The sequence below is a fragment of the Acidovorax sp. 22279 genome (assembly GCF_052045435.1).
Lineage (GTDB): Bacteria > Pseudomonadota > Gammaproteobacteria > Burkholderiales > Burkholderiaceae_C > Acidovorax > Acidovorax delafieldii.
On sequence record NZ_JBQEOV010000004.1, the window covers coordinates 94,234 to 119,652 of the forward strand.

General features: G+C 66.9%; 22 protein-coding genes. 11 read left to right on the plus strand and 11 right to left on the minus strand.

The annotated features are described in order from the left end of the window. Nucleotides 1-163: 163 nt before the first annotated feature. Entirely contained in the window at nt 164-1,111 is a 948-nt protein-coding gene (locus tag ACTJKQ_RS06720; protein WP_440596392.1) for an AraC family transcriptional regulator, read from the minus strand. Between the two features lie 65 nt (nt 1,112-1,176). Here ACTJKQ_RS06720 and ACTJKQ_RS06725 point away from each other — a divergent pair, with 65 nt between their 5' ends. The 3 genes from ACTJKQ_RS06725 to ACTJKQ_RS06735 all read left to right on the plus strand — a co-directional run bounded on the left by ACTJKQ_RS06725 (nt 1,177) and on the right by ACTJKQ_RS06735 (nt 4,680). Then, nucleotides 1,177-2,454 carry an MFS transporter gene (locus ACTJKQ_RS06725; RefSeq protein WP_440596393.1) on the plus strand — a complete coding sequence of 426 codons (1,278 nt, stop codon included), beginning with the start codon at nt 1,177-1,179 and terminating at the stop codon, nt 2,452-2,454. 144 nt (nt 2,455-2,598) lie between these two features. Further along, complete coding sequence (locus tag ACTJKQ_RS06730; protein WP_440596394.1) at nt 2,599-3,111, plus strand: DUF1993 domain-containing protein; 513 nt, start codon at nt 2,599-2,601, stop codon at nt 3,109-3,111. A gap of 177 nt (nt 3,112-3,288) precedes the next feature. Continuing rightward, nucleotides 3,289-4,680, plus strand: coding sequence for a hypothetical protein (locus ACTJKQ_RS06735; protein WP_440596395.1), 1,392 nt, complete (start codon nt 3,289-3,291; stop codon nt 4,678-4,680). A 108-nt stretch (nt 4,681-4,788) separates the two neighbouring features. Here ACTJKQ_RS06735 and ACTJKQ_RS06740 read toward each other — a convergent pair whose 3' ends face one another. From ACTJKQ_RS06740 to ACTJKQ_RS06760, 5 genes are all read right to left on the minus strand, one after another. After that, on the minus strand, nt 4,789-7,026 hold the full coding sequence (locus ACTJKQ_RS06740) for an NADP-dependent isocitrate dehydrogenase (protein WP_121941539.1): 2,238 nt from the start codon (nt 7,024-7,026) through the stop codon (nt 4,789-4,791). A 241-nt stretch (nt 7,027-7,267) separates the two neighbouring features. Then, nucleotides 7,268-8,005: a ligase-associated DNA damage response endonuclease PdeM gene (pdeM, locus tag ACTJKQ_RS06745; protein WP_440596396.1), complete on the minus strand. Its 738-nt coding sequence runs from the start codon at nt 8,003-8,005 to the stop codon at nt 7,268-7,270. 5 nt (nt 8,006-8,010) lie between these two features. Beyond that, the gene (locus ACTJKQ_RS06750; protein WP_440596397.1) at nt 8,011-10,725 is read right to left on the minus strand and encodes a ligase-associated DNA damage response DEXH box helicase; all 2,715 of its coding nucleotides are present in this window, start codon (nt 10,723-10,725) and stop codon (nt 8,011-8,013) included. Next, a complete protein-coding gene (locus ACTJKQ_RS06755; protein ID WP_440596398.1) occupies nt 10,722-12,419 on the minus strand; it encodes an ATP-dependent DNA ligase in 1,698 nt (565 codons plus the stop codon). Before ACTJKQ_RS06755 ends, ACTJKQ_RS06750 begins: the two co-directional genes overlap by 4 nt. After that, nucleotides 12,416-13,480 (minus strand): ligase-associated DNA damage response exonuclease, encoded by a 1,065-nt coding sequence (locus ACTJKQ_RS06760; RefSeq protein WP_440596399.1) that lies wholly within the window; start codon nt 13,478-13,480, stop codon nt 12,416-12,418. Before ACTJKQ_RS06760 ends, ACTJKQ_RS06755 begins: the two co-directional genes overlap by 4 nt. Nucleotides 13,481-13,797: 317 nt before the next feature. Between ACTJKQ_RS06760 and ACTJKQ_RS06765 the strand changes: the two genes are divergently transcribed. Then, on the plus strand, nt 13,798-14,328 hold the full coding sequence (locus ACTJKQ_RS06765) for a BON domain-containing protein (protein WP_440596400.1): 531 nt from the start codon (nt 13,798-13,800) through the stop codon (nt 14,326-14,328). A gap of 29 nt (nt 14,329-14,357) precedes the next feature. On the opposite strand, the gene ACTJKQ_RS06770 is transcribed toward ACTJKQ_RS06765, so the two are convergent. Further along, a complete protein-coding gene (locus tag ACTJKQ_RS06770; protein WP_440596401.1) occupies nt 14,358-14,876 on the minus strand; it encodes a hypothetical protein in 519 nt (172 codons plus the stop codon). 261 nt (nt 14,877-15,137) lie between these two features. Here ACTJKQ_RS06770 and ACTJKQ_RS06775 point away from each other — a divergent pair, with 261 nt between their 5' ends. Then, nucleotides 15,138-16,613: an ABC transporter substrate-binding protein gene (locus ACTJKQ_RS06775; protein WP_440596525.1), complete on the plus strand. Its 1,476-nt coding sequence runs from the start codon at nt 15,138-15,140 to the stop codon at nt 16,611-16,613. Between the two features lie 50 nt (nt 16,614-16,663). On the opposite strand, the gene ACTJKQ_RS06780 is transcribed toward ACTJKQ_RS06775, so the two are convergent. Further along, on the minus strand, nt 16,664-16,990 hold the full coding sequence (locus ACTJKQ_RS06780) for a YnfA family protein (RefSeq protein WP_209816647.1): 327 nt from the start codon (nt 16,988-16,990) through the stop codon (nt 16,664-16,666). Next, nucleotides 16,984-17,712, minus strand: coding sequence for an ArsR/SmtB family transcription factor (locus ACTJKQ_RS06785; protein ID WP_440596402.1), 729 nt, complete (start codon nt 17,710-17,712; stop codon nt 16,984-16,986). Before ACTJKQ_RS06785 ends, ACTJKQ_RS06780 begins: the two co-directional genes overlap by 7 nt. A 79-nt stretch (nt 17,713-17,791) precedes the next feature. Between ACTJKQ_RS06785 and ACTJKQ_RS06790 the strand changes: the two genes are divergently transcribed. Further along, nucleotides 17,792-18,130, plus strand: coding sequence for an NIPSNAP family protein (locus ACTJKQ_RS06790; RefSeq protein WP_440596403.1), 339 nt, complete (start codon nt 17,792-17,794; stop codon nt 18,128-18,130). 424 nt (nt 18,131-18,554) lie between these two features. On the opposite strand, the gene ACTJKQ_RS06795 is transcribed toward ACTJKQ_RS06790, so the two are convergent. Further along, nucleotides 18,555-19,175, minus strand: coding sequence for an IPTL-CTERM sorting domain-containing protein (locus ACTJKQ_RS06795; protein WP_288851739.1), 621 nt, complete (start codon nt 19,173-19,175; stop codon nt 18,555-18,557). A 131-nt stretch (nt 19,176-19,306) separates the two neighbouring features. Next, complete coding sequence (locus tag ACTJKQ_RS06800) at nt 19,307-20,731, minus strand: FAD-binding oxidoreductase (protein WP_440596404.1); 1,425 nt, start codon at nt 20,729-20,731, stop codon at nt 19,307-19,309. A 170-nt stretch (nt 20,732-20,901) separates the two neighbouring features. On the opposite strand from ACTJKQ_RS06800, the gene ACTJKQ_RS06805 reads away from it, so the two are divergent. The 5 genes from ACTJKQ_RS06805 to ACTJKQ_RS06825 all read left to right on the plus strand — a co-directional run bounded on the left by ACTJKQ_RS06805 (nt 20,902) and on the right by ACTJKQ_RS06825 (nt 25,311). Continuing rightward, on the plus strand, nt 20,902-21,594 hold the full coding sequence (locus ACTJKQ_RS06805) for a TetR/AcrR family transcriptional regulator (RefSeq protein WP_436076619.1): 693 nt from the start codon (nt 20,902-20,904) through the stop codon (nt 21,592-21,594). A gap of 96 nt (nt 21,595-21,690) precedes the next feature. Then, a complete protein-coding gene (locus tag ACTJKQ_RS06810; RefSeq protein WP_440596405.1) occupies nt 21,691-22,689 on the plus strand; it encodes a Bug family tripartite tricarboxylate transporter substrate binding protein in 999 nt (332 codons plus the stop codon). Beyond that, nucleotides 22,686-24,194: a carboxylesterase/lipase family protein gene (locus ACTJKQ_RS06815; protein ID WP_440596406.1), complete on the plus strand. Its 1,509-nt coding sequence runs from the start codon at nt 22,686-22,688 to the stop codon at nt 24,192-24,194. The genes ACTJKQ_RS06810 and ACTJKQ_RS06815 overlap by 4 nt, the downstream gene beginning before the upstream one ends. A gap of 108 nt (nt 24,195-24,302) precedes the next feature. Then, on the plus strand, nt 24,303-24,875 hold the full coding sequence (locus tag ACTJKQ_RS06820) for a hypothetical protein (RefSeq protein ID WP_056643459.1): 573 nt from the start codon (nt 24,303-24,305) through the stop codon (nt 24,873-24,875). Further along, nucleotides 24,847-25,311 (plus strand): DUF2752 domain-containing protein, encoded by a 465-nt coding sequence (locus tag ACTJKQ_RS06825; RefSeq protein ID WP_099731605.1) that lies wholly within the window; start codon nt 24,847-24,849, stop codon nt 25,309-25,311. The genes ACTJKQ_RS06820 and ACTJKQ_RS06825 overlap by 29 nt, the downstream gene beginning before the upstream one ends. The last annotated feature ends 108 nt before the right edge of the window (nt 25,312-25,419 follow it).

Genomic DNA, 25,419 nt, shown 5'->3' on the forward strand with positions numbered 1-25,419 from the left:
GAATGCTCACTTTTTCATAGCTGCCTGGGCATATGGTTCTAGCACACAGGGGCAATAGCAGGCAGATAGGGCTCACCGAGCTCCCGTACACCCTGGCCAAGGCCCCGTGCGGCGAAGTCATCCCATAACGCCCGGCAGCTTCGGCTGCACGCACCGCACGGGGCTACGGGACCGCAGCCGCCGGCTGCTGCTGCCCCAGAAACCGCCCCGGCGGCTGCCCCACCGACTTGCGCACCATGGCGCTGAAGGCGCTGGCGCTGTAGCCCAGCTCGGCGGCGATCTGGCCCATGGGCATGCGGCCGGCGGCCAGCGACACGGCCTTGGCCAGGATCACCTGCTGGCGCCATTGGGTGAAGGTGCTGCCCAGCTCGGAGCGAAACAGGCGTGCCACGGTGCGGGGGCTGGCGCCCGTGTCCTGCGCCCAGTCGGCCAGGGTGTCGTGGCGCGTGGGGTCGGCCAACACGGCCTCGCACAGGTGGCGCAGGCGCTTGTCCTGGGGCAGGTCCACGCCCAGCTTCACGGCGGCGGCGCGGGCCAGTTCGTCGCGCACCAGGGCGCTCAGGTGCTGCTCGCGCCGCAGGTCGGCGGGGCTGATCGCGGCGCCACCATCGGGCGTGGTAGGCATCTCGCGCACCAGGGCGCGCAGCAGGTCGGACACCTCCAGCACGCGGCACTGGCGCCATGCGTCTTCCTGGTCGCGCGGCACGCCGGGGCCGCAGCGCCCCCGGGGCTGGTGGAAGTAGAGCGTGCGCAGGTCGGCGTCTTCCACCATGGTCACGGCATGTTCCACACCGGGCGGAATCCACAGCGCGCGCGAGGGCGGCACGATGTAGGTGCCGTGGTTCACTGTGAGCCGGATCACGCCCGTGGTCGATATCGCCACCTGTGCCCAGGGGTGGCTGTGGGGCATCACCTGCGTGTCGGCGGCCAGCCAGCGCAGCTTGGCGCGCACCGGGCGGGCGGCGGTGGGCACAAAAAGCTCGGGCGTGAGCGAGTCCACGTACGACATCCCGCGCGGCTTGCCGGCCTGGGCGCGAGGCACGACCTCGGCGGCGAAGTGTTCCACCACCGGTTCGGTAGGGGTGGGGGGCCTGGTGGGTGGGTTTGGCATGTTTGCGATAGAAATTGGCCGTCTATCGTAAACCTGCCGAGGGCATGCTGCCTAAGATCCAACCCATGACTGCTTCCACCTCCGGCGCTACCGCCACGACTGCCAACCCCGTCCCCCTGCGGCAGGACGCCCGCACCATCGGCCTGATCGGTCTGGCCCACGGCAGCTCGCATTTCTTTCACATGCTGCTGCCGCCTCTGTTTCCGTGGCTGATCGGGGAGTTCGGCTTCAGTTATTCCGAGCTGGGCCTGCTGGTGTCGGTGTTCTTCGTGATCTCGGGCGTGGGCCAGGCGCTGTCGGGTTTCCTGGTGGACCGTGTGGGCGCGCGGCCGGTGATGTTTTTTGCGCTGTCGAGCTTTGCCGCCGCAGGCCTGGCGGCTGGCACGGCGCAGGGCTACACGGGCCTGCTGCTCGCGGCGGCTTTGGCCGGGCTGGGCAATGCGCCGTTCCACCCGGTGGACTTCACGATTCTGAACAAGCGTGTGTCGCCCCAGCGCCTGGGGCATGGCTTCTCGGTGCACGGCATCAGCGGCAACCTGGGCTGGGCGACGGCGCCGGTGTTCATGGCGGGCATTGCTACCGCTACGGGCTCGTGGCGCACGGCCTGCCTGTGCGGCGCGCTGCTGGCCCTCACGGTGCTGGCCATCATGGTGTGGAACCGCGATGCCATTGACGACCGCCAGGGAGCCTGGGCCCACCAGGCCAAGGGCGGCGCGGCGGCGGTGAAGCCCGAGCACCCCATGGCCTTCCTCAAGCTGCCTTCGGTGTGGCTGTGTTTCTCGTTCTTCTTCTGGAGCACCTGCGCACTCAGCGCCATCCAGAGCTTTGCCAGCCCGGCGCTGCAGTCCATGTACGGCCTGCCGCTGAGCGTGACGGCCATGGTGGTCACGGGCTACATGCTGTGTGGCGCGGCAGGCATGCTGGTGGGCGGCTTTCTGGTGGGGCGTGTGCAGCGGCTGGAGAAGATCATCTCCGTGTGCCTGCTGGGCTCGGCCGCGCTGCTGGTGGTGGTGGCCTCGGGGCTGCTGCCCGGCATGGCGGCGCTGGTGGTGGCCTCGGTGGCGGGGCTGGGCACGGGCCTGGCGGGCCCCTCGCGCGACATGCTGATCAAGCGCGCCGCGCCCCCCGGTGCCACGGGCCGCGTGTATGGCACGGTGTACTCGGGGCTGGACCTGGGCTTTTGCCTGGCGGCGCCGGTGTTTGGCGCCATGCTGGACCACGGCATGACGGCGGGCATCTTCTACGGCTCGGCCGTGACGCTGGGCCTGAGCGTGGTGTCGGCGGCGCTCGTGGGGGTGGGCGTGGCAGCGCGGGCGGCACGGCCCGTGCCGGCAGCGGCCTGAAGGGGCCACGGGGCGGGGGCTCTGTACGGCGCCCAGCACGCCGCGCGGGCCTGTGTTGCAATCGCGGTCGGTGGCGCCGGGGCCCTGTTTGGCAGGGTCCGCAACGGCGCCCTTTGTTTTCAACGCACTTCCAGGACACCGCCCATGACGAACCCCATGTACAACGCCAGCATCCCTGTCTTTCGCCAGATGCTGGGCTCGCTCCAAGACATCCTGGCCAAGACCGAGGCCCATGCCGCTGCCCGCAAGATCGAGCCGGACGCATTGCTGCAGGCCCGACTGTTCCCCGACATGTTTCCCATGGCCCGCCAGGTGCTGATCGCCTGCGACTTTGCCAAGGGCGTGGCCGCGCGCCTGGCCGGTGTGGAGGTGCCTTCGCTGCCCGACGCCGAGCGCCCCGGTTTTGCCGACCTGAACGAGCGCATCAGCACCGTGCTGGCGTTCATCGACAGCCTGCCGCAGGCCGCGTTTGCCGAGGCTGCCACGCGCCAGATCACCATCCAGCCCGGCACGCCGCGCGAAAAGCAGTTTGTGGGCGAACACTACCTGCTGCACTACGGCCTGCCCCAGTTCTTCTTCCACGTGAACGCGACCTACGCCATCGCCCGCCACAACGGCGTGGAACTGGGCAAGCGCGACTATATGGGCAAGTTCTGACCCTGAGCCCTGTCCCGGGGCGCCAAGGTGCCCTGGGTGCTGCCGTGTGGGGTCAAGCATGCAGATATGGGTAAAAATGGCCCGTAGCGCTAGTGAATCATGACTGAGATGCTATCAAACTTGTAGTATTTAACTCGACGCCCAGCGCGGACAAAAAAGACAACGGAGACCCGACCCATGCCTACCCCCCGTGCCACACCACGCACCCTGCCAGCCTTGGCGCTGGCCGGCGTGACCTGCCTGCTTTCTGCCTGCGCGCCGGTGCCCACACAACCACCAGCTTCGGCGCCGGTGAGTGCCACGGCCGAGGCCGCGCCCACGGCCACCCCGTGCCCCAAGGACCTGGCGCCCATCGCCCGCTGCCTGTCGGGCAAGGACTCGGCCGGTGCGTATTACCTGGTGGCGGTGCCTCAGCAGTGGAACGGCCACCTGGTGCTGCACGCCCACGGAGGCCCGGCACTGGGCGCGCCGAAGATGGAGCGGTCGGTGGAGGACCTGGAGCGCTGGGCCATCATGGTCCGCGCGGGGTACGCCTGGGCGGGCAGCACCTTCCGCCAGGGCGGTGTGGAGGTGCGTGCCGCGGCCGAGGACACCGAGCGGCTGCGCCAGATCTTCGTGCGCCACGTCGCCCAGCCGCAGCGCACCATCCTGCACGGCCAGTCCTGGGGCGCCAGCGTGGCGGCCAAGGGGGCTGAGATGTTCCAGACCACGGCCGATGGCAAGCGCCCCTACGACGCCGTGCTGCTCACCAGCGGCGTGCTGGCGGGCGGAACGCGCTCTTACGACTTTCGCACCGACCTGCGCGTGGTCTACCAGTACCTATGCAACAACCACCCCCGGCCCACCGAGGTGCAGTACCCGCTGAACATCGGCCTGCCTGCCGATGCGGCGATGACCCAGGCGGACCTGGCCGCACGCGTGAACGAATGCCTGGCGCTGAACAAGCCGGTGGCCGAGCGCACGCCCGAGCAGCAGCGCAAAGTCAAAACCATCGTGGATGTGATCCGCATCCCGGCCAGCTCCATCCAGGGCCACATGAACTGGGCCACCTTCCACTTCCGCGACGTGGTGCAGCACCGCACGGGCGGCGCCAGTCCGTTTGGCAACCGGGGGGTGTCGTACCAGGGCTCGCCCGACGACGCAGCTCTGAACGCCGCCGTGCTGCGCTACCGTGCAGACCCCGCCGCCGTGGCCCGCTTTGCGCAGGACACCGACCTGACCGGCCGCATCCCCGTGCCCGTGCTCACCGTGAAAGGCGTGGACGACCCCACGGCCTTTGTCGAGCTGGACGCGGCCTTCCGGGCCACCATGGCGCAAGGCGGCAGTGCGGCGCGCCTGGTGCAGACCTTCACCCAGCACAACACCCACAGCTACCTGAGCGACCCCACCTACCCCACGCTCATGACCGCGCTGCTGCGTTGGGTGGACGCGGGCGACAAGCCCACGCCCGAGGGCATTGCGCAGCAGTGCGCAGGCATGGAGGCCACGTTCGGCAAGGGCTGCGCCTTCCTGCCTGGCTATGTGCCGGCGGCGCTGAATACCCGCGTGGCCGACCGCGAGCGGCCGTAGATTGTTTTTTCTTGCGGTTCCCGCCGCGCCATGAAAAAAGGCCCCGCAGAGCGGGGCCTTTTTCATTTGCCGCTGCAGCACAGGGCCGCTGCAGCGGTGGGGCCGGACTCAGGCCGCCACGGCCTTGAGGGCTTCATTCAGCGTCTTGCTGGGGCGCATCACGGCGTCCAGCTTGGCCACGTCGGGCAGGTAGTAGCCACCGATGTCGGCGGGTGCACCCTGCACGGCAGCCAGTTCGGCCACGATGGTCTGCTCGTTGTCGGCCAGTTGCTTGGCCAGTGGGGCGAACAGTTGGGCCAGTTCGGCATCGGCCGTTTGCGTGGCCAGCTCTTGCGCCCAGTACAGGGCCAGGTAGAACTGGCTGCCACGGTTGTCCAGCTGGCCGGTCTTTGGCGAGGGGTTCTTGTTGTTGTCCAGCAGCTTGCCTGTGGCGGCGTCCAGCGTCTGGGCCAAGATCTTGGCCTTGCCGTTGCCGGTCTTCAGGCCCAGGTCTTCCAGCGACACGGCCAGCGCCAGGAATTCACCCAGCGAATCCCAGCGCAGGTGGTTTTCTTCCACCAGCTGCTGCACGTGCTTGGGCGCCGAGCCGCCCGCGCCGGTTTCGTACATGCCGCCGCCGGCCATCAAAGGCACGATGGACAGCATCTTGGCCGAGGTGCCCAGTTCCATGATGGGGAACAGGTCGGTCAGGTAGTCGCGCAGGATGTTGCCGGTGGCGCTGATGGTGTCCAGGCCACGGATCACGCGCTCCAGCGTGTAGCGCATCGCACGCACCTGGCTCATGATCTGGATGTCCAGGCCGGTGGTGTTGTGCTCGTGCAGATACATCTTGACCTTGGTGATCAGCTGCGCTTCGTGCGGACGGTACGAGTCGAGCCAGAACACCACGGGCATGCCGGAGTTGCGGGCGCGGTTCACGGCCAGCTTCACCCAGTCGCGGATCGCGGCGTCCTTCACCTGGCACATGCGCCAGATGTCGCCTTGCTCCACGTTCTGGCTCAGCAGCACTTCGCCGGTGGCCAGGTCAGTGATGTTGGCCACGCCGTCTTCGGGGATCTCGAAGGTCTTGTCGTGGCTGCCGTATTCCTCGGCTTGCTGGGCCATCAGGCCCACGTTGGGCACCGTGCCCATGGTCTTGGGGTCGAACGCGCCGTGCCATTTGCAGAAGTTGATGATCTCCTGGTAGATGCGGGCGAAGGTCGATTCGGGCATCACGGCCTTCACGTCCTTCAGGCGGCCGTTGGCGTCCCACATCTTGCCGCCGTTGCGGATCATGGCGGGCATGGAGGCGTCCACGATGATGTCGTTGGGCGAGTGGAAGTTGGTGATGCCCTTGGCCGAGTCGACCATGGCCAGCTCGGGACGGTGCTCGTGGCAGGCGTGCAGGTCACGCTTGATCTCGTCGCGCTGGCTTTGCGGCAGGGTCTCGATCTTGGTGTACAGGTCCACCATGCCGTTGTTCACGTTCACGCCCAGCTCTTCAAAGGTCTTGGCGTGTTTGGCGAACGCGTCCTTGTAGAAGATGCGCACGCAGTGGCCGAACACGATGGGGTGGGACACCTTCATCATCGTGGCCTTCACGTGCAGCGAGAACATCACGCCGGTCTTGCGCGCGTCTTCGATTTCCTTCTCGTAGAACTCCAGCAGCGCCTTCTTGCTCATGAACATGCTGTCGATCACTTCGCGGTCGAGCAGGCTGACCTTGGGCTTCAAGACGATGGCCTTGCCGCTCTTGGTGATCAGCTCCATCTTCACGTCACGGGCGCGGTCCAGCGTCATGGACTTTTCGCCGTGGTAGAAGTCGCCGGCGTGCATGTGCGACACATGCGAACGCGAGGCCTGGCTCCACTCGGCCATGCTGTGCGGGTTCTTGCGGGCGTATTCCTTCACGGCCTTGGGCGCACGGCGGTCGGAGTTGCCTTCGCGCAGCACGGGGTTCACGGCCGAGCCGGTGCACTTGCTGTAGCGGGCCTTGATTTCTTTCTCTTTGTCGTCCTTGGGCTGGTCCGGGTAGTCGGGCAGGGCGTAGCCCTTGGCCTGCAGCTCGGCGATGGCTGCCTTGAGCTGCGACACGGACGCGGAGATGTTGGGCAGCTTGATGATGTTGGCATCGGGCTGCAGCGTCTTCTTGCCCAGCTCGGCCAAGTTGTTGGGCACGCGCTGTTCTTCGGTCAGGTAGTCGGAGAACTCACCCAGGATGCGCGCTGCCACCGAGATGTCGCTCTCCAGCACGTTGATGCCTGCCGGTGCCGCAAACGTGCGAATGATGGGCAGGAAGGAAGCCGTGGCCAGACGGGGTGCTTCGTCGGTCAGGGTGTAGATGATGGAAGGTTGCTGGGTCGTCATGGCTTGTCTCACGAAACAGAGTAGGTAGATGCCCCCGGCTGCGTCGCAGCGGGGCCAAACGCGGATGCTCTCTGATTCTCCTTGCTCGGGGCTGTCACTGCCCGCTGTTTTTGCAATCGAATCTCACAATGCAAAATTATCATAAGCCCAGGGCACTTTTTTTCACCAAATAGGTGGTAATCACCCTGCGGCCTTCTGCAGTTTGACCCCGTTGGCGCTCGCGCGCCACCCCCCGCAGACCCTAGGAACTCCCCCCAGGAACCGCCAACACGCGGCCAGGCAGGACGGCAAACTGCGTCCAGTGCGCGGGCAGGGTGTCGGGTGCCGTGCCGGTGAAAGCCCCGAAGGCGGGCAGGATCAACTGCCCGTCGCCCCAGCCAAAGCAAGGCGCCCGCAGTGCATCGCGCGCCGGGCCGCGCAGCCGCAGCGTGGGGTGCAGATGCCCGGCGAGCACCGTGTGGCCTGCCACAGCCTGCGGGTGGTGACAGGCCAGCACCGGCGCATCGGCACAGGGCAACCAGGGCTCGTTGACCAGCGCCACTGCCAGCGCGGCCGGTGGGTCGCCCGCATGTTGGTCATGGTTGCCGCGCACCAGGGTCATCGCCATACGGGCATGGCGCTGGCGCCAGGGCAGCAGCTGCTGCCACAGCGCATCGGCCGCGCCGCTGCGCGCGTGCAGGAAGTCACCCAGAAACACCAGGTGATCGGCGCCGGTGGCAGCGAGCACCGCGTCCAGCCGCGCCAGGTTGTCGGCCGTGGTGCCGTGGGGCACCGGCTGGCCCGCGCGGCGGAAGGTGGCGGCCTTGCCGAAATGCACATCCGCCACCAGCACCATGTGCGCGGCGGGCCACCACAGGGCGCGCTGGGGCAGCAGTTGCAGTGCGGTGCCGCAGGGCAGGGTAATGGCGTGCGCACCGACGAGGAGCGTAGGGACAGCCGGCGTTCCTAGGGCTGCGGTGTGAAGGGGGAGCGTGGTCATCGTCCTCAGAATCCGTGGCGTCTGCGGGTGCGGCGGGGGGTGTCCCCGCCCGCTGCACGGCGCGCGCGTTGTGTGCGGGCGCCGGAGCTATCGGGCAGGTCCCACGCCATATCTGTGGACTGCACCGCGTGCTGCGCCAGGTGGGTGCCCGTGGTCGCGTCGGCCGCCTGCTCCAGCGCCTGCACCATGCGCGCCAGCCGGTCGGCCAGGGTCTCGGTGCTCAGGCGCTCGCGAAAGCGTTCCACCATCAGCGGCAGGGCAAACGGGGTGGGGCGCTCCAGGGCGTGGATGGACAGGGTCTGCGCCTGCATGCCGCGCAGCGTGCGGGCCAGCCGGTCCATGTCCAGCTCGTTCGTCAGCAGCTCGGCGCGTGCTTGGGCCAGCAGCAGGTTGTCGGGGTCGTACTGCGCAAACACGTCGTAGTACAGCGACGACGAAGCCTGCAGCTGGCGGCTGCTGCGCTGCTCGCCCGGGTGGCTCTGAAAGATCAGGCCCGCGATGCGCGCGATCTCGCGAAAGCGCCTGCGCGCCATCTCGGTGGCGTTCAGGCTGGCCAGCACTTCGTCTTCGAGCCCGCGACCGATGGTGGTGTGCGTGCCTTCGCCAATCAGCCGCGGCAGCAGCGTGGCCCAGTCCACCGGCTTGGCCGACAGCAGCTCCAGCCCATAGTCGTTGACCGCGATGGAGAAGGTGTTGGGCACCTGCTGCGACGCACGCCAGCCCAGCAGACCGGCCAGCCCCAGGTGCACCAGGCGCCCCGCCAGCGGGTACAGGTACAGGTGCCAGCCCTCGCGCGTGTGCAGGGTTTCGGCCACCAGGCGGCCCGGGGTGGGCAGGGCCGACCAGGCCTGCTGCAGCTCCAGCAGTGGCCGGACGCAGCGCATCTCGGGCGTGGTGAATTCGCCGTGCTCGGCCTGCGCCAGCTGTTCCAGCATCGCATCGGCCAGCGTGTTCGACAGCGGCATGCGCCCGCCACTCCAGCGCGGCAGTGCGGCGCTGCCCCTGGGGGCGATGCGCACATAGGCCGTCATCTGCTGGGTGCGCACCAGCTCCAGCAGCCGGCCTGCAAACATGAACACATCGCCCTTGCGCAACCGGGCGATAAAGCTCTCTTCCACCGACCCCAGGCGCCCGCCGCTCACAAACTGCACCTGCATGCTGGCATCGCTCACGATGGTGCCGATGTTGCTGCGGTGGCGGCGCGCCAGGCGGGCATCGGGCACGCGCCAGATACCTTCGTCGTCGGGCACCACGCGGTGAAAGTCCGGGTAGGTGGCCAGCGATGCGCCGCCCTGGCGCACGAACTGCAGCGTCCATTGCCAGTCGTTGTAAGCCAATGCGGCATAGGCCGGTGCGCGGCGCACTTCGGCCAGCAGCGCATCGGGCACAAAGCCGCCGCCCAGCGCCACGGTGACCAGGTGCTGCACCAGCACGTCGAGCGGCGCACGCGGAGTGTGCCGGTCCTCAATGCGGCCCTGCGCCAGGGCGTGGCGCGCGGCGGCGGCCTCCACCAGCTCCAGGCTGTGCGTGGGCACCAGCGTGATGCTGGAGCTGCGCCCCGGCGCATGGCCCGAGCGGCCCGCACGCTGCACCAGCCGCGCCACGCCCTTGGCCGAACCGATCTGCAGCACCTGCTCCACCGGCAAAAAGTCCACGCCCAGGTCCAGGCTCGATGTGCACACCACGGCCTTGAGCTGCCCGGCCTTCAGGCCGTGCTCCACCCAGTCGCGCACCTCGTGCCCCAGCGACCCATGGTGCAGCGCGATGGCGCCCGCCCAGTCGGGCCGTGCCTCCAGCAGCGCCTGGTACCAGCGCTCTGCTTGCGACCGGGTGTTGGTGAACACCAAGGTGGACGCCGCCGCTTCGATCGACTGCACCACCTGCGGCAGCAGGCTCAGCCCCATGTGGCCCGCCCACGCAAAGCGGTCGGCCCGCGCGGGCAGCATCACCTGCACATCCAGCCGTTTGTCGATGCGGCCCTGCACCAGCACGGCGGGCGGTGGCTGTGACCCGTCCAGCACGGGCTGCGGCAGCAAGGTGTGCAGCGCCTCCTCCAGGTTGCCCAGCGTGGCCGACATACCCCACACCTGCAGCGCCGGGTTCCAGCCCGACAGGCGCGCCAGCGCCAGCTGCACCTGCACGCCGCGCTTGTTGCCCACCAGCTCGTGCCATTCGTCCACCACCACCAGGCGCACGCTGGCCAGGCGCTCACGCGCATCGGCGCGGGCCAGCAGCAGCGACACGCTTTCGGGCGTGGTCACCAGCAGCGTGGGCAGACGGCGGTCTTGCGCGGCGCGTTCGCCGCTGGCGGTGTCGCCGGTGCGCAGGCCGCTGGTCCAGGTGGGGGCCAGTTCGGGCAGCGGTGCCTGCAGGGCGCGCAGCGAATCGGCAGCGAGTGCACGCATGGGCGTGATCCACAGCACGGTGAGCGGTGGTGCCGCAGCGCGGCGCGTGCGCAAGGCGGTGCGGGCGGTGGGGGCTTCTTCAGTCGCCGGTGCAGTACCGGCCCGTGCCAGGTGCTGCAGCGCGCCCAGCCACACCGCATAGGTCTTGCCCGCGCCCGTGGTGGCATGCAGCAGCCCCGAGCGGCCCTCGCCCATCGCGCGCCACACGCCTTGCTGGAAGCCGAAGGGCTGCCACCCGCGCGCCGCCATCCAGGCGGCTGCGGCACTCGGTGCCACCGGGGGCAGGGGCTTGCGCGGGCGGCGTGTCGTGCTCATATGGCCGCGTCCTGCCCCGGCAGCAGTGCCATCAGCGTTTGCAAGGTATCGGCCTCGGCCACGGGTTTGTCTTGCCGCCAGCGCAGCATGCGCGGAAAGCGCACCGCAATGCCGCTCTTGTGGCGCGGGCTGCGCGCAATGCCTTCGAAGCCCAGCTCAAACACCAGCGTCGCGTCCACGCTGCGCACGGGCCCAAAGCTCTCGCGCGTGGTCTTGCGGATGATGGCATCCACCTGCGCAATCTCGGCATCCGTCAGGCCCGAATAGGCCTTGGCAAAAGGCACCAGTTGCCGGTCCGGGTCGTCCTGCGGCCCGGTCCACACGGCAAAGGTGTAGTCGGTGTAGAGGCTTGCGCGGCGGCCGTGGCCGCGCTGGGCGTAGATGAGCACCGCGTCCACGCTCATGGGGTCGATCTTCCACTTCCACCACACTCCCACATCCTTGGTGCGGCCCACGCCATAGTGGGCGCTGCGGTGCTTGAGCATGAAGCCCTCGGTGCCCATGCTGCGCGCGGCCTCGCGCTGGCGTGCCAGGTCTTGCCAGTCGGTACCTTGCAGCAGTGCGCTCAGGCGCAGGGCCTTGTGGGGCGGGGGAGCGATGGCGGTGTCATCGGGTTGCTGCAGCATGGCCTCAAGCAGCGCGCGGCGTTCCTGCTGGGTCTGCGTGCGTACATCCTGCCCTGCGTGCTCCAGCAGGTCGTAGACCACCAGCACCACAGGCAGCTCGCGCAGCAGCTTGGGGGTCAGCGTCTTGCGACCCAGGCGCTTTTGCAGGTCGGCAAAGGGGCGGGGCTGGGGCTCGCCCGGCAGCCACACCAGGATCTCGCCATCGACCACTGTGCCGTCAGGGAGCTGCTCCATCGCGGCCTCGGCCAGTTCGGGGAAGCGGTCGGTCACCAGCTCTTCGCCGCGTGACCAGATCCACACCGCACCGCCCCGGCGCACGATCTGCGCGCGGATGCCGTCCCACTTCCATTCCACCAGCCAGTCACTGGGCGTGCCCAGCAGTGCAGGCATCTCGGCCACAGGCTGGTTGAACGGGTGGGCCAGGAAGAACGGGTAGGGCTGGCCCGCATCGGCAGCATCCTGCGTAGTTGCATCGTCATCCACCGGCGCGATCAGCGCCTGGTAGTCGCTGGCCTGCGGCTGCCGGCTGATCTGCGTGTAGCCCATCAGCCGGTGGGCGATGCGCTTGGGGTCCAGCGCGCTCACCGTGGCCAGCGCCTGCGTCACCTGCAGGCGCGACACCCCCACGCGGAAGTTGCCGGTGATGAGCTTGAAGTACACAAAGCGCTTCTCAGGTGCCAGCCTGTCCCATTGCGTGCGCAGACGGGTATCGGCCTCATCGGGCGGCAGGGTTCGCAGGGGCAGCAGCTGGGCCATCCAATCGGCCAATGCCAGCTCGGTGGGCTGGGCAGGCGGGGGTAGCAGCAGGGCCAACGTTTCGGCCAGGTCGCCCACGGCCTGGTAGCTTTCTTCAAACAGCCACTCGGGCAGGCCAGCGGCCTCTTGCGCCAGCGCTTTCAGGCGCTTGGTGGGCACCATCTGTCGGGGTTTGCCGCCTGCGAGAAAGTAGGTGGCCCAGGCTGCATCGGCGGCCGGTGCCACGCGCAGGTAAGCCACCAGTGCCGCGAGTTTGGCCGACTGCGCGGTGGTGGCGTCGAGCGCCTGGAACAGCTGGGCAAAGGCCTTCATGCGGCTGCCTCGGGTGTAGGTGTGCTGCCTGGCACCTCAGGCGCCGCCCCTGCATCGTCCTCGTTGTCATCGGCGCCGTATTCGGTGGCGAACACCTGGGCGTCCAGCCCGTGCTCGCACAGCCAGCGCACCATCACGGCCGTGCTGCCATGCGTCACGATGATGCGCTCCGCGCCCGTGGCGCCAATGGCTTTTTGCAAGCTGGGCCAGTCGGCGTGGTCGCTCATCACAAAGCCCCGGTCCACCCCCCGGCGTCGGCGTGCGCCGCGCACCAGCATCCAGCCGCTGGCAAACGCGTCGGAGTGTTCGCCAAACCGCTTGAGCCAGGGTGTGCCCGCTGCCGAGGGCGGCGCCAGCACCAGCGCGCGTTTCAGATCGGCCTTGGTGAGGCCAGGGTCCGTCACGCGCAGCGTGGGCGGCAGGTCCACGCCCGCCGCGCGATAAACGGCGTTGAGCGGCTCCACCGCCCCATGCGCTACGATGGGCCCGATGCTGGCATCCACCCCGTGCAGCAGCCGCTGCGCCTTGCCGAAGGCGTAGGCATACAGCACGCTGGCCTTGCCCGCCGCTGCATTGGCAGCCCACCAGGCATTGATATCTGCAAACAGCACGGGCTGCGCAGGCCAGCGGTAGATCGGCAGGCCGAAGGTCGATTCGGTGATGAAGGTGTGGCAGCGCACCGGCTCGAACGGCGGGCAGGTGCCATCGTCTTCCAGCTTGTAGTCGCCCGAGGCCACCCACACCTGGCCACCTTGTTCGACGCGCACCTGGGCCGACCCCAGCACGTGCCCGGCCGGGTGCAGCGAAACGCGCACGCCATGGTGGTTAATGACCTCGCCGTAGGCCTGCGTCTGCAGCGCGATGTCCGCACCCAGCCGGTTGCGCAGCGTGCCCGCGCTGTCGTGGTGCGCCAGGTAGTGGGCCGAACCCATGCGCGCATGGTCCGAATGCGCGTGCGTGATCACGGCACGCTCCACCGGCCGCCAGGGGTCGATGTAGAAGTCGCCGGGTGGGCAGTACAGGCCTTCGGGGCGGTGGACGATCAATTCGTTGCAGGACATGCGTGTGGCATCGTAGGCGGCAAGGCAAAGCCGGTGGGGCTGCCCGGGTTTGCCCGGTGGGGTGTTGCAGGCGCATTTGACGTCCAATCTGCCACAAGCGCCGGTTTTGCATGTCTCATTTGCTATCAATAATGAAGCATATTGAGCTGTTGGGCCGTGCCGCTGAAGGCGCGTCCCTGCCCATCATCCCGCCATCGGTTGCGCCGTCTGCAGGACTGCGCCGCGTTCTGCGCAAGGTCGGCTGTCTTTACGGCAGAAAACCACGCCCGTACGATGGCGGTCGCCTGCGGCCCAGACCCGCAACCAGGGACTCATCCATGCGCTTGTATCCGTCGTATCGGTCGCTTTTTGTCGTGCTCTACGGCCCGGTTTTGGGCCTCGTGGCCGCATCAGCCGCTGCCCAGGTCTCTCCGGGCGCCGCGCCGCGCACCAACGCCTTCAACGACCCCTTCGTCCAGGTCACCCAAGCCATCCCGCAATGCCCCGTGCCCGAAGGGCCTCTGTACACCGAGGCCGAGGTGCGCGAACTGGCGCATGTGCGCTCTCAGCATGGCGGCAGCTGCCACCGCGTGGGGCGCTGTCGCCTGCCCAACTCCTACCTGTACGACGACGAGATCATCCCGCGCGTGCAGCGCTACATCCAGCAGGACGGCCGCTTTGACGACACCAGCGTGTGGGTGCTGGGCGAGCGGCGGCTGGTGACGCTCCAGGGCTGCGTGCAGTCGCAAGCGCAGTCTGATGCGCTGGAGAAGGCTGTGTGGCTGGTGGACGATGTTATGGGAGTGATCAACCTGCTGCAGGTGGGGACGGATGCAGCGGCGGCGCGGTACCCGTTGCTCAGACCTTGACGGCGCCCTGAACAAGGGCAGGCTGCGCTTCAGTCGAAATGGGTGATTGAGAAACGCACTGTCGCCTGGCCGTTGTTCTTAGGCAGTGCATGCATGCCCAATACAACCAAGTCTCCTCGTGTCGACCGGTATTGCACTTCACGGAGGGTAGGCACCACCGTACTCAGGTTGGTGCTGTATGCGGGTGTGGGATCCGTGCCGTCATGGGATGCTGTGGAGTGCTGCAGCCCCTGGCCCAAGAGTTGAGCATCCAAGGCATTCCAGACCCGTTCGCCTGCGCCAGCTGCCGTGGTGAAGCCAAGCTGCGATTGCGGCGGCTTGTTGCCATCGCCCACCGATCCGAAGTATTCCTGATCCTCTGCACCCTCCGGTACTCCCAGGCTTCGAATCAATCGCGATATGCCCGCGTAGTAAACAGGAGATCCGGGCTGCGCCACGAAATCCTCCATAGAAAATATGTAGCCGATGGTGATGAGCAGGCCACACAGGGCGGCGAAGGCTACACCCGCCAGGGACAGGATCACGGTTCGGATGGAGGTGCGGCTCATAGGGCAGATCGTTGGGCACCGGATTGTGGTGCTGAGCAACGTGTCCTACCGGGATTTCCATGGTCTCCAGACCCATTCATGTGCTGCAAAGTGTTGCCTTTCATTCACAAGGAGTTATCTGTGCAGCTGCTGTCTTCCCCGCTTTTATCTAGATACCTGCCAGCCGTGTCCATCGCCGCTGTGGCACTGCTCCCCTGCCTGCTGCCCAACTATGCCTGGGCCAAACCCTTCAAGTGGTCTGGCTCCAGCGACATCCAGACCATGGACATCCATTCGCAGAACAGCGCTCTGGGCAACGGCATCCATGCTGCGGTGTACGAGTCGCTGGTCATGTTCAACAGCCGCACGCTCAGGGTGGAGCCGCTGCTGGCCACGTCGTGGCAGCTGGTCAGCCCCACGCAGATACGCTTCAAGCTGCGCCAGGGCGTGAAGTTCAGTGATGGCTCTGCCATGACGGCGGACGACGTCGTGTATTCGCTGCAGCGTGCGATGAGCAAGACCTCCACCTACGCCATCTACACCCAGGGCATGGACCGCATTGCCAAGGTGGATGGCGAGACCATCGACATCTTTCTGAAGAACCCCAACCCGGTGCTGCTCAACCAGCTGACCGAGCTGCGCGTGATGAGCAAGGCCTGGGCCGAGAAAAACAACGCGGTGGAGCCCAAGGACATCAAGGCCAAGGACGAAACCTATTCGCACCGCAACGCCATGGGGACAGGCCCGTACGTGCTCAAGGAATGGGTGCCCGACCAGAAGATTGTGTTCGCTGCCAATCCGGGCTGGTGGAACGCAGGCAAGGTAGAGGGCAACGTGACCGAGATCACCTACCTGCCCATCAAGTCCGAGGCGACGCGCATTGCCGCGTTGCTGTCCGGCGAGGTGGACATGGTGCGCGACACCAGCATCCAGGACCTGAGCCGTATCAAGGCCAACCCGAACCTCAAGGTCATGGAGATGGTGGAAAACCGCACCGTGTACCTGGCCATGGACCAGTTCCGCGACGAACTGGCGGGCAGCAACATCAAAGGCAAGAATCCGCTGAAAGACCTGCGCGTGCGCAAGGCGCTGTACCAGGCCATCGATGGCGCAACACTGCAGCGCGTGACCATGCGCGGCATGTCCAAACCCACGGGCGCGATGGTGTCGCCCCTGGTCAACGGGTGGACCGAGGCGGTGGACAAGCGTCTGCCCTATGACCCCAATGCCGCCAAAGAACTGCTGACGCAGGCCGGCTACAGCGACGGCTTTGAGGTGGACTTTGCCTGCAGCAACAACGCCATCGTGCAGGACGAGCAACTGTGCCAGGCGATCACCGCCATGTGGTCGCGCATCGGCATCAAGGCCAAGCTGCGCACCATGCCCGCCGTGAGCTACTACCCCATGGCCCAGCGGCACGAGGCCAGCATCGCGCTGCTGAGCTGGGGCGTGCCCACGTTTGATGCGCTGTACACGCTGCAATCGCTCACCCGCACCAAGACCACGGGGGGCGATGGCAACTACAACCTGGGCCGCTACAGCAACGAGCGCATGGACTACATCGTGGACCGCGTGAAGACCGAGACCGACCTGCCCGTGCGCAACCGGCTGCTCACCGAAGGCCTGCAGCTGCAGAACGACACCGTGGCCCATATCCCCCTGCACAACCAGATGCTGGCCTGGGCCATGAAGAAAAACGTGGAACTGGTGCAGCGGCCGGACAACCGCATCGACTGGCGGTTGATCAAGGTGAACTGAGTCGCTTCCTGAGGTGCTGGTCAGCGCCTTGCCCACGGCGCATGTCGGCGTCAGCGCGCAGGTTGCAGCATGATGATCGCCATGCCTGCCAGCGCCACCAGCACGCCCGCTACATCCCATGGCGTGGGGCGGATGCCATCCACCGCCCACAGCCATACCAGTGCCACCCCGATGTAGACCCCGCCGTAGGCTGCATACACGCGGCCTGCGCCTGCGGTATCGTGCAGCGTCAAGAGCCATGCAAACAGGGCCAGGCTCGCTGCAGCAGGCAACAGGAGCCACGCGGGCTTGCCTTGCTTGAGCCAGAGCCAGGGCAGGTAGCAGCCCACGATTTCGGCGAGGGCCGTGGCGATGAAAAGCAGCAGGGTATTCAGCATGGTGCGGGGCCTTGTGCGGCACTGGAGTTCGGGGCATCCGGGTGGGTGGCCAGCCACTGGCGCAGCGCCAGCTCGCCCTTGGGGGTGAAGTGCACCACGCGTGAGCCCTGCGCGCGGTGTGCCCATCCCCCTTCGAAGAGGCGCTGCAGCAGCGCCGCGCCCAATGCGCCGCCCAGGTGGTGGCGGCGCTCGCTCCAATCCAGGCAGGGGCGGCACACCATGCGTTGCTGCTGCGCCAGTGTGGATGTGTCGATACCCACGTGCGCAAACCACCGCGCGCCAGCGGGCGTGAGGATCGTCCCCTGGGGCGTGGCCTGCAGCATGCCCTGGCGCACCAGCGCTTCATAAAACTGCACGCCCACCTCGCCCGCCAGGTGGTCGTAGCACATGCGCGCGCGGCGCAGTGCTGGCTCCCGGGGGCTGGCGCGCAGCCGCACGGCACCGGCGCGAAACGCCACGTTCATCAGTGACTCCAGCAAGTGCGCCACATCGCGGTCTGCCAGCCGGAAGTAACGGTGCCGACCCTGGCTCTCCACGGCGATCAGGCCTGCATCCAGCAGCTTGGCGAGGTGGGCGCTGATGGTCTGCTTGGTCACGCCTGCAATGTCAGCCAGCTCGGTGGCTGTGAGCGCGCGGTCCGCCATCAGGGCGGTGAGGACTTCGGCGCGTGCGCTGTCGCCGATGAGCGCGGCAATGCGCGCGATGTGGGGGCCGTCTTTCATGGTTCGATCTTGGGCGAACCATTGGAAGCCGTCAACCGCCTATCGTGAAGCCCTTGTCCACCAACCACTCCTGAACGCCATGATCACCTGCTTCATTCGCTACGAAATCGATCCCTTTCAGCGCGAGGCGTTTGCCGAATACGCGCGCCGCTGGGGCCAGATCATTCCCCGCTGCGGTGGCCATCTGCTGGGCTACTTCCTGCCGCATGAAGGCAGCAACTACGAGGCCTGGGGCCTGATCGGCTTTGAGTCCCTGGCCGCCTACGAGGCCTACCGTGCGCGGCTGCGCGCAGACCCGGAAGGCCGTGCGAACTTTGCACTGGCGCAGGATAAGCGCTTCATTCTTCGCGAGGAGCGCACGTTCACACAGGGGGTGGTAGGCACGCTGGACCTGCCGACCCACTGTGGGGCGCCCTAACGTTTTTGCACTCCCGCGTGTCCTAACGCTCGTGGCAGCCGCGTATGACTTGACCGATTTAGTTCATAGCGGAGAGTGTCCGGTCTGTTTGATGTCTGCGTGCTTTGAGCACGAGCTTGCTGCGGAGGCGTCTGCTGCACTTACCGCTTCGGACCCAATGACCGACGAGAGCCTCACTCTAGGTCCTGTCCAGAGTTTATTCACGAGCGGAGCAGAGAAAGCAACGTGTGCAATGCACGTAGTGTTGATCGGTCTGTGTCGGGGCTTCCGCAACCACCGGGTCCTGTTCATCTAGGCCCAGTTCCGCTCGATCGTCATATGTCCGTGCCCCCTCAAGCTTTGCAACTCGCTGAGCTAAGCCTCTCGCTCAATGACGTTCTTCGTGCAATCGCCTTTTTCTTGGTCGCCCCGAAGTGGTAGATACCTATCGCGATCTGTTATGACGTCGAATGCCGACAACGCCGCTCAAGCCCAATACCGAAACGAGCGCAATCAAACCCCATTCTGATAGTGTAGGAATCGACGCAGGGCTCGCGGCAAGAATGTTCAATGTGATGGTGTCCGAACTCCCGCCATTGCTGAGCGTGTAAGCGTAACTACCGGGTGTGAGCCCGGCACTGGCAAGGGTAGCACCTGCGAACGTCATCGTTGCTACCAAGTTGGTGGCCGATGTCCAACCGGTAGGTCCCCAGAATCCTGATGCCAAGTTGGGCTGAAAGAAGTATGAGACCCCGGCGTTTGTTGGTCCTGTAAGGCTCGCTCCCGTGCCAAAGTCAGTATTGGGCGTAATGGTCGTACCAAGGCATTGCTGCTGCGATGATCCCACTGCACCGAATGCGAGGCCAGCGTTGACACCCGTATCCATGCCATTGGCGCTCGAGACGGTTGGGCCACCTATCCCCGTGCAAACAGCGGTATTCAGCGTGCCTGTTGAATTGACTACCAAACTAGAACCAACTTGCTGAATCGTCACCGTCACCGCAGCTTGCGCAACTGTCCCGCTGATCAGCAAGGCGGCTAGCATGGTTTTAATTGGTCTTTTCATGATTACTACTACTGGGCTGTGAGATGTAACAGTGTACGGTCTCATCAGGTGCAGGGTAACCAACCGGACTGTCTTATCCGAGAACGAATGTGGCGCAGGCGACCTGTAGCCAGACTCTCTTCGGCACTGTCTCAAAGCGCAAAAATCTTTCCAGGATTGAGAATATTTTTGGGGTCCAACGCCCGCTTGATGGCGCGCATCATGTCCACCGCGCCGGTGCCGGTCTCGTCCAGCAAAAAACCCATCTTGTGGATGCCCACGCCGTGCTCACCGGTGCAGGTGCCGCCCATGCTGAGGGCCCGGGCCACCAGGGTGTGGTTCATGGCCTCGGCCTTGGTGCGTTCTTCGGCGCTGTTCGGGTCGATGAGGTAGCCGAAGTGGAAGTTGCCGTCGCCCACGTGGCCGACGAGGAAGTAGGGGATGCCGCTGGCTTCCACTTCGTCAACCGATTCGAGCAGGCAGTCGGCCAGGCGGCTGATGGGCACGCAGGTGTCGGTGCTGATGGCGCGGCAGCCGGGGCGGCTTTGTACGGCGGCGAAGTAGGCGTTGTGCCGCGCGGTCCACAGGCGGGTGCGTTCTTCGGGCGTGCTGGCCCATTCGAAGGCCTGGCCGCCGAATTCGCTGGCGATGTCTTGCACCATCTCGGCCTGCTCCTTCACGCTGGCGGGTGAGCCGTGGAACTCCATCAGCAGCATGGGTTCCTCGCGCAGGGTCAGCTTGCTGTGCGCGTTCACCATGCGCACCGTGTGGTGGTCGATGAGTTCCACACGCGCAATCGGCACGCCGATCTGGATGGTCTGGATGGTGGTGCGAACAGCCGCTTCGATGCTGGGGAAGGAGCAGATGGCGGCGCTCACGGCTTCGGGCAGCGGGTACAGGCGCACAGTGATCTCGGTCATGATGCCCAGCGTGCCTTCGCTGCCCACCATCAGGCGCGTGAGGTCGTAGCCCGCGCTGCTCTTCTTGGCGCGGGTGCCGGTGTGGATGACTTCGCCGCTGGCGGTCACCACCTCCAGCGCCAGCACGTTTTCGCGCATGGTGCCGTAGCGCACGGCGTTGGTGCCGCTGGCGCGCGTGGCGCTCATGCCGCCGATGCTGGCGTCGGCGCCGGGGTCGATGGGGAAGAACAGGCCGGTGTCCTTGATGGCTTCGTTCAGTGCCTTGCGTGTGATACCGGGCTGCACCGTCACCGTGAGGTCTTCGGCGTTGATGCTGAGCACCTGGTTCATGCGGCTCACGTCGATGCTGATGCCGCCCTGCACGGCCAGCAGGTGGCCTTCGAGCGACGAGCCCGCGCCGTAGGGGATCACGGGCACTTCGTACTGGCTGGCCAGCTTCACCGCATCGGCCACGTCCTGCGTGCTTTCGGCAAACACCACGGCGCTGGGCGGTGGGGCCTGCAGCGAACCTTCGTCACGCCCGTGCTGCTCGCGCACAGCCTGGGCCAGCGAGCACTGCGCGCCAAAGCGGGTCTGCAGCGCATCGATGAGGGCTTGCGGAACGTCGCGCAGTTGGATTTCGGGCAGCAGGTGGGCGGTAGCGGTGGGGGCGTTCATGGTGTGTGTCTCCGGTGGGTGCGGTCAGTGAGAAGCATTCTAGGTTCGGCCCCGTGGCTGGGCCCTGGGTGATCCACCTTGGGCCCGGGTGGGGATGCGGGTATTCACGGGCTTGCTGGTCAGCGGGGGTGTAAATACATTACGTTCGAAATGTATATTGTGAAAGCGCCATGAACCACCGTGTTTCCCCCAAGGCCGGGACGCGCCGCACCCATGCGGAGCGCAGCGCCGCCACCCGCCAGCACCTGATCGCCACGGCCATCGACGTGATCCAGCACCGCAGCCTGGAGGAGATGTCCATCCACGAGCTGGCCAAGTCGGCGGGCATGACCTCGGGCGCGGTGCAGCACCACTTCGAGTCGAAGGCGGTGCTGATGATGAACGTGCTGAGCGAGCTGATCGAGTCCACCGTGCGCTCGGGCGAATTCTGGCCCAGCGCGGCACTGCCCGCGCGCGAGCGGGCGGCGAAGTTTGTGCAGGCGGTGTGGCGCCTGGTCTACGCGCAGCCGCGTTTCATCGTGGCCTGGAACATCTACCTGGGCTGCCGCAACCAGCCCGAGGTGCTGGGCCACATTGCCGAGCTGCGCCAGAGCGTGCAGGCGCGCATGCACGAAGGCTTTTTCAGCGCCTTCCCCGAGCTGGCAGCAGAACCCGACCGCGATGGACTGCTGGGCCTGGTGCTGTCGTCGCTGCGCGGGCTGGGGCTGCTGCAGCTGTTTGCGCCTGCACCGCCCACCGTGCCCGATACCGTCCAGCAGGCACAACTGGCTTGCCTGGCCGACTGGATTGCCACCCGGTGCGAAGCGGCTGTGCCATCAACGGCAGCCGCTGTGTCCACCAAGGCACGTACACGCCGTCGCTGACCCCTTGTGTCTGCCTGCTTGTCGTGCGGCATCTCCCGCCTGCACGCCACGCATCGCGGACATCCATCGAAGAAAACATTACCAGGAGACACACCCATGACCTCAGCTTTTACGCGCGTTCCAAGCATGGTCGCGCTGGCCGCACTCGCCTGCCTGGCCGGTCGCGCCCAGGCGCAGCAGCCTGCTGCCTACCCGGTCAAACCCATCCAGCTCATCGCCCAGCAGCCGCCCGGCAGTGGCTCGGACGCGATGACCCGCGTGTGGGCCGACTGCGCCGCGCGCGAGTTGGGTCAGCCCGTCGTGGTGCAGAACAAGCCCGGGGCCAACGGCATCCTGGCTGTCAACTACCTCAAGGCCCAGCCTGCCGATGGCTATAACCTGCTGAGCATCGGCATGTCGCAGATGACCATCACGCCCTACGTCTACAAGCAGCAGCCCTACGATCCTCTGCGCGACTTTGACGGCGTGGCCGTGCTGGGCACATCGCCGCTGGTGCTGGCAGCGCCCGCAGGGCAGGGCATTGCCAGCCTGGCCGATCTGCAAAAGCTGGCGCGGTCCACGCCGGGCGGGGTCAACTTCGGGTCGCCGGGCAAGGGCAGCCCAGCGCACCTGCTGACCTCGGCGTTGATAGAAAAGCTGGGTGTGCCCGGCACCCATGTGCCTTTTGTGGGTGAGGGCGCGGGCCTCACCGCGCTCATGGGCCAGCAGATCCACGCGATGACGCTGGTGATTGGCACGGCAGCAGCACAGGTCAAGGCGGGCAAGCTGGTGCCGCTGGCGCTGTTTGGTGCGCAGCGCTCGCCGTTGCTGCCCGAAGTGCCCACCATCGCCGAAGCCTTGCCGGCCGGCAGCGACCTGGCGCGGCCCGCGTGGATTGCCGTGGTGGCCAAGGCCGGCACGCCCCCCGAGTTGCTGAACCGGCTCAATGCGGTCACTGAGAAGTGTCGGGGTGGCGATTCGCAGTACAAGACCCGCCTTGAAGCCATGAACGTCACGCTCACTGCCACCGCACCTGCCGATGCGCGCACCTGGGCGGCGCGTGATGCGGCCGTGTGGCGCCCGCTGATCGACAAGCTGGGCCTGGCCACGGAATGACGACGGGCACTGCAGAGCCTCAGGTCACGCTGGCCCACGGTGGGCAACTGCGCGGCCTGTGGGAGGAGGGCGTGCGTGTGTTCCGTGGCATGCCGTACGCGCAAGCGCCACGCGGCGCGCTGCGGTTTGCGGCGCCGTTGCCCACATTGCCGTGGTCTGGTGTGCGCGATGCCACCGCGTTTGCGCCCATGGCACCGCAGCTGGCCCGCACCGCGCGTGCCCATGCGCCCATGCTGGGGGGCGACGACTGCCTGGCGATCAATGTGTGGGCGCCAACCGCCGAGCCAGGAGCCCACCTGCCCATCATGGTCTGGGTGCATGGCGGAGGCTTCTTTCGCGGCGCGGCCAGCGAGCCGCTGTATGACGGGGCAGCGCTGGCGCGGCGCGGCGTGGTGGTGGTGTCGGTGCAGTACCGTTTGGGCATTGACGGGTTTTTGCACTTCGAAGGCGAGGAGCACGCTGCGCCCGCCAATCGCGGCCTGCTGGACCTGCTGATGGCACTGCAGTGGGTGCGCGACCATATCCACGCCTGGGGCGGAGATGCGGGGCGCGCCACGGTGTTCGGCCAGTCGGCCGGTGCCGGGGCCTTGGCCTGCCTGATGGGCATGCCCGCTTCGCGTGGGTTGTTCCAGCGCGCCATTTTGCAAAGCCCCAGCGTCGCCTGCCAGACCTTGCAGGAGGCCGCTGCGGCGCGCCATGCCGTGGCCGTGCTGGCGGGTGTGGAGCCCACCCTGGCTGCACTGGGCGCGGCGCAGCAGGCTGCTGTGCTGCACGCCGTACACCGGCTGGCCTCCGAGCCTGCCCTGCGGCAACAGCACGGGCTGGGCGGACGCAACTTCTTTCCCTTGCGGCCCGTGGTCGATGGACGGGTGCTCACCGCACCGCCGTTGGAGGCGCTGGCGCAGCAGTGGGCGGCTCAGCCGCCCGACCTGCAGGTGCTGGTGGGCAGCAACGCGCAGGAGATGCGCCTGTACCACGTGCCTGGCGGTGCCATCGACCGGGTGACGGAGGCGCAGGTCCATGCCTTTGCGCAAGATGTGGGCTTGAGCACTAGTAGCGCCGAGGCCCTGCGCCACATGCTCCCGCTCGCCCAGCAAACGCCCGGGGAATGGCTGTGTGCGCTGCAGTCCGACTACTACTACCGCATGCCCGCGCAGCGCATTGCCGCGCTGGCCCACCGCTGGGCCCGCAGCGCCCATGGTTATGAATTCACCTGGCCCTCGCCGCAGTGGCGTGGGCGCTTGGGCGCAGCGCATGGGGTGGAGCTGCCGTTTGTGTTCGGCAATCTCCACACGCCCACAGGGCAGGAACTCACGGGGCCGACGCCGCCCGCTGCGCTGGCCGAGGCACTGCAGCAGCGCTGGGTGGCGTTTGCGCGGGATGGCAACCCTGGATGGGTGCCGTATGCCGGTGCACAGCCGCCGTTTCAGCACTTGGGTGAGACTCTGTTTTGTGCACCCCACCCGCAGCCTGAGCGGTTTGCGCTCTGGGAGGGAGTGCTGTAGCGATCCGCTCTCATGGCTCACCCGTCAGGGGTACCACAGCGGCCGTTGGCTCGCTACACTGAGCCAGCGCTTGCGCGCGACTGACCAACTACAGAGAGAGGGATTGCCATGGCTTCAGCCAGTGTGGGAGATTGCCTGTCGGGTGCCTGGGGCACCTTCAAGAAAAACGTCCTCACCCATGTGGTGTGCACCTTGCTGGTGATGGTGGTCGCCGGCATCAGCGCGGGCCTGTTGGCCGGGCCCATGATGGTGGGCTACATGCGCATGATCGAGCGCGAGACGCGCGGTGAAGCGGTGCAGATCGGCGACGTCTTTCGGGGCTTTGACGACTTTGTGCCCGCCTTTGTGGCGGGGCTCATCAGTTCGCTGGTGGTGTCGCTGGGCTTCATGCTGTGTTTCATCCCCGGCTTGCTGGTCATGGCGCTGCCCCCGGTGGCACTGTTCCTCGTGGCGCGTGGCGAGCGCGATGGCGTCGCGGCTTTCAGCCAGGCCTGGACCATCGTGACAAAAAACCTGGGCTCGGCGTTCTTCTGCTCGCTGGTTCTGGGCATCGTGGGCTCGCTGGGTTTCCTGCTGTGCTGGGTGGGTGCGCTGCTGACGCTGCCGCTGTCCACCATCGGTTCCTACTACATGGCACGCCAGCTGGTGGGCGATGAGCCGGTGGCCCTTCCTCCCCTCTGACCCCGGCCCCGCAGTGGTGCCGGTGGGCAGCCCGCCGGCCTGGCAGCCGCTGGGCGGGGGCGATCGGCGGCAGCGACTGGCGTTGGGCCTGGGCTGGCCGCTGGCCATGGCGGCCACGCCCTGGTGGCTGGGTCAGGGCGGGCTGGGTCTGGGTTGCGGGTTTCTTGCGCTGACGGGCATACCCTGCCCGCTGTGCGGCGGCACGCACGCGTGTGCGGCCCTGGTCCAGGGCGATTGGGCGGCCGCCTGGGCGGCCAACCCGGGTGCGCTGGTGTTGCTGCTGTGGCTGTCGCTGCTGGCGGGCCAGGCGGTGGTCGAAGGCGCTCAGGGCCGCCGCCGCGTGGCGCGCTGGCCCTGGTGGCACCCGGCAGTGTTTGCCGTGTTGGGCAGCGGGTTGGTGCTGTCTTGGCTCTCGCGCCTGGCCGGGCTGGTGTAGCCGCTCGCTGGGTCCTTGGGTCTTGGTACTTCCTCTTCGTGAGGTGACCGCCTTCTATGGCCGTCTGAGTGCCCTGCGCAGCCGGTGGCCCGCCAACGCCAGCGCCTG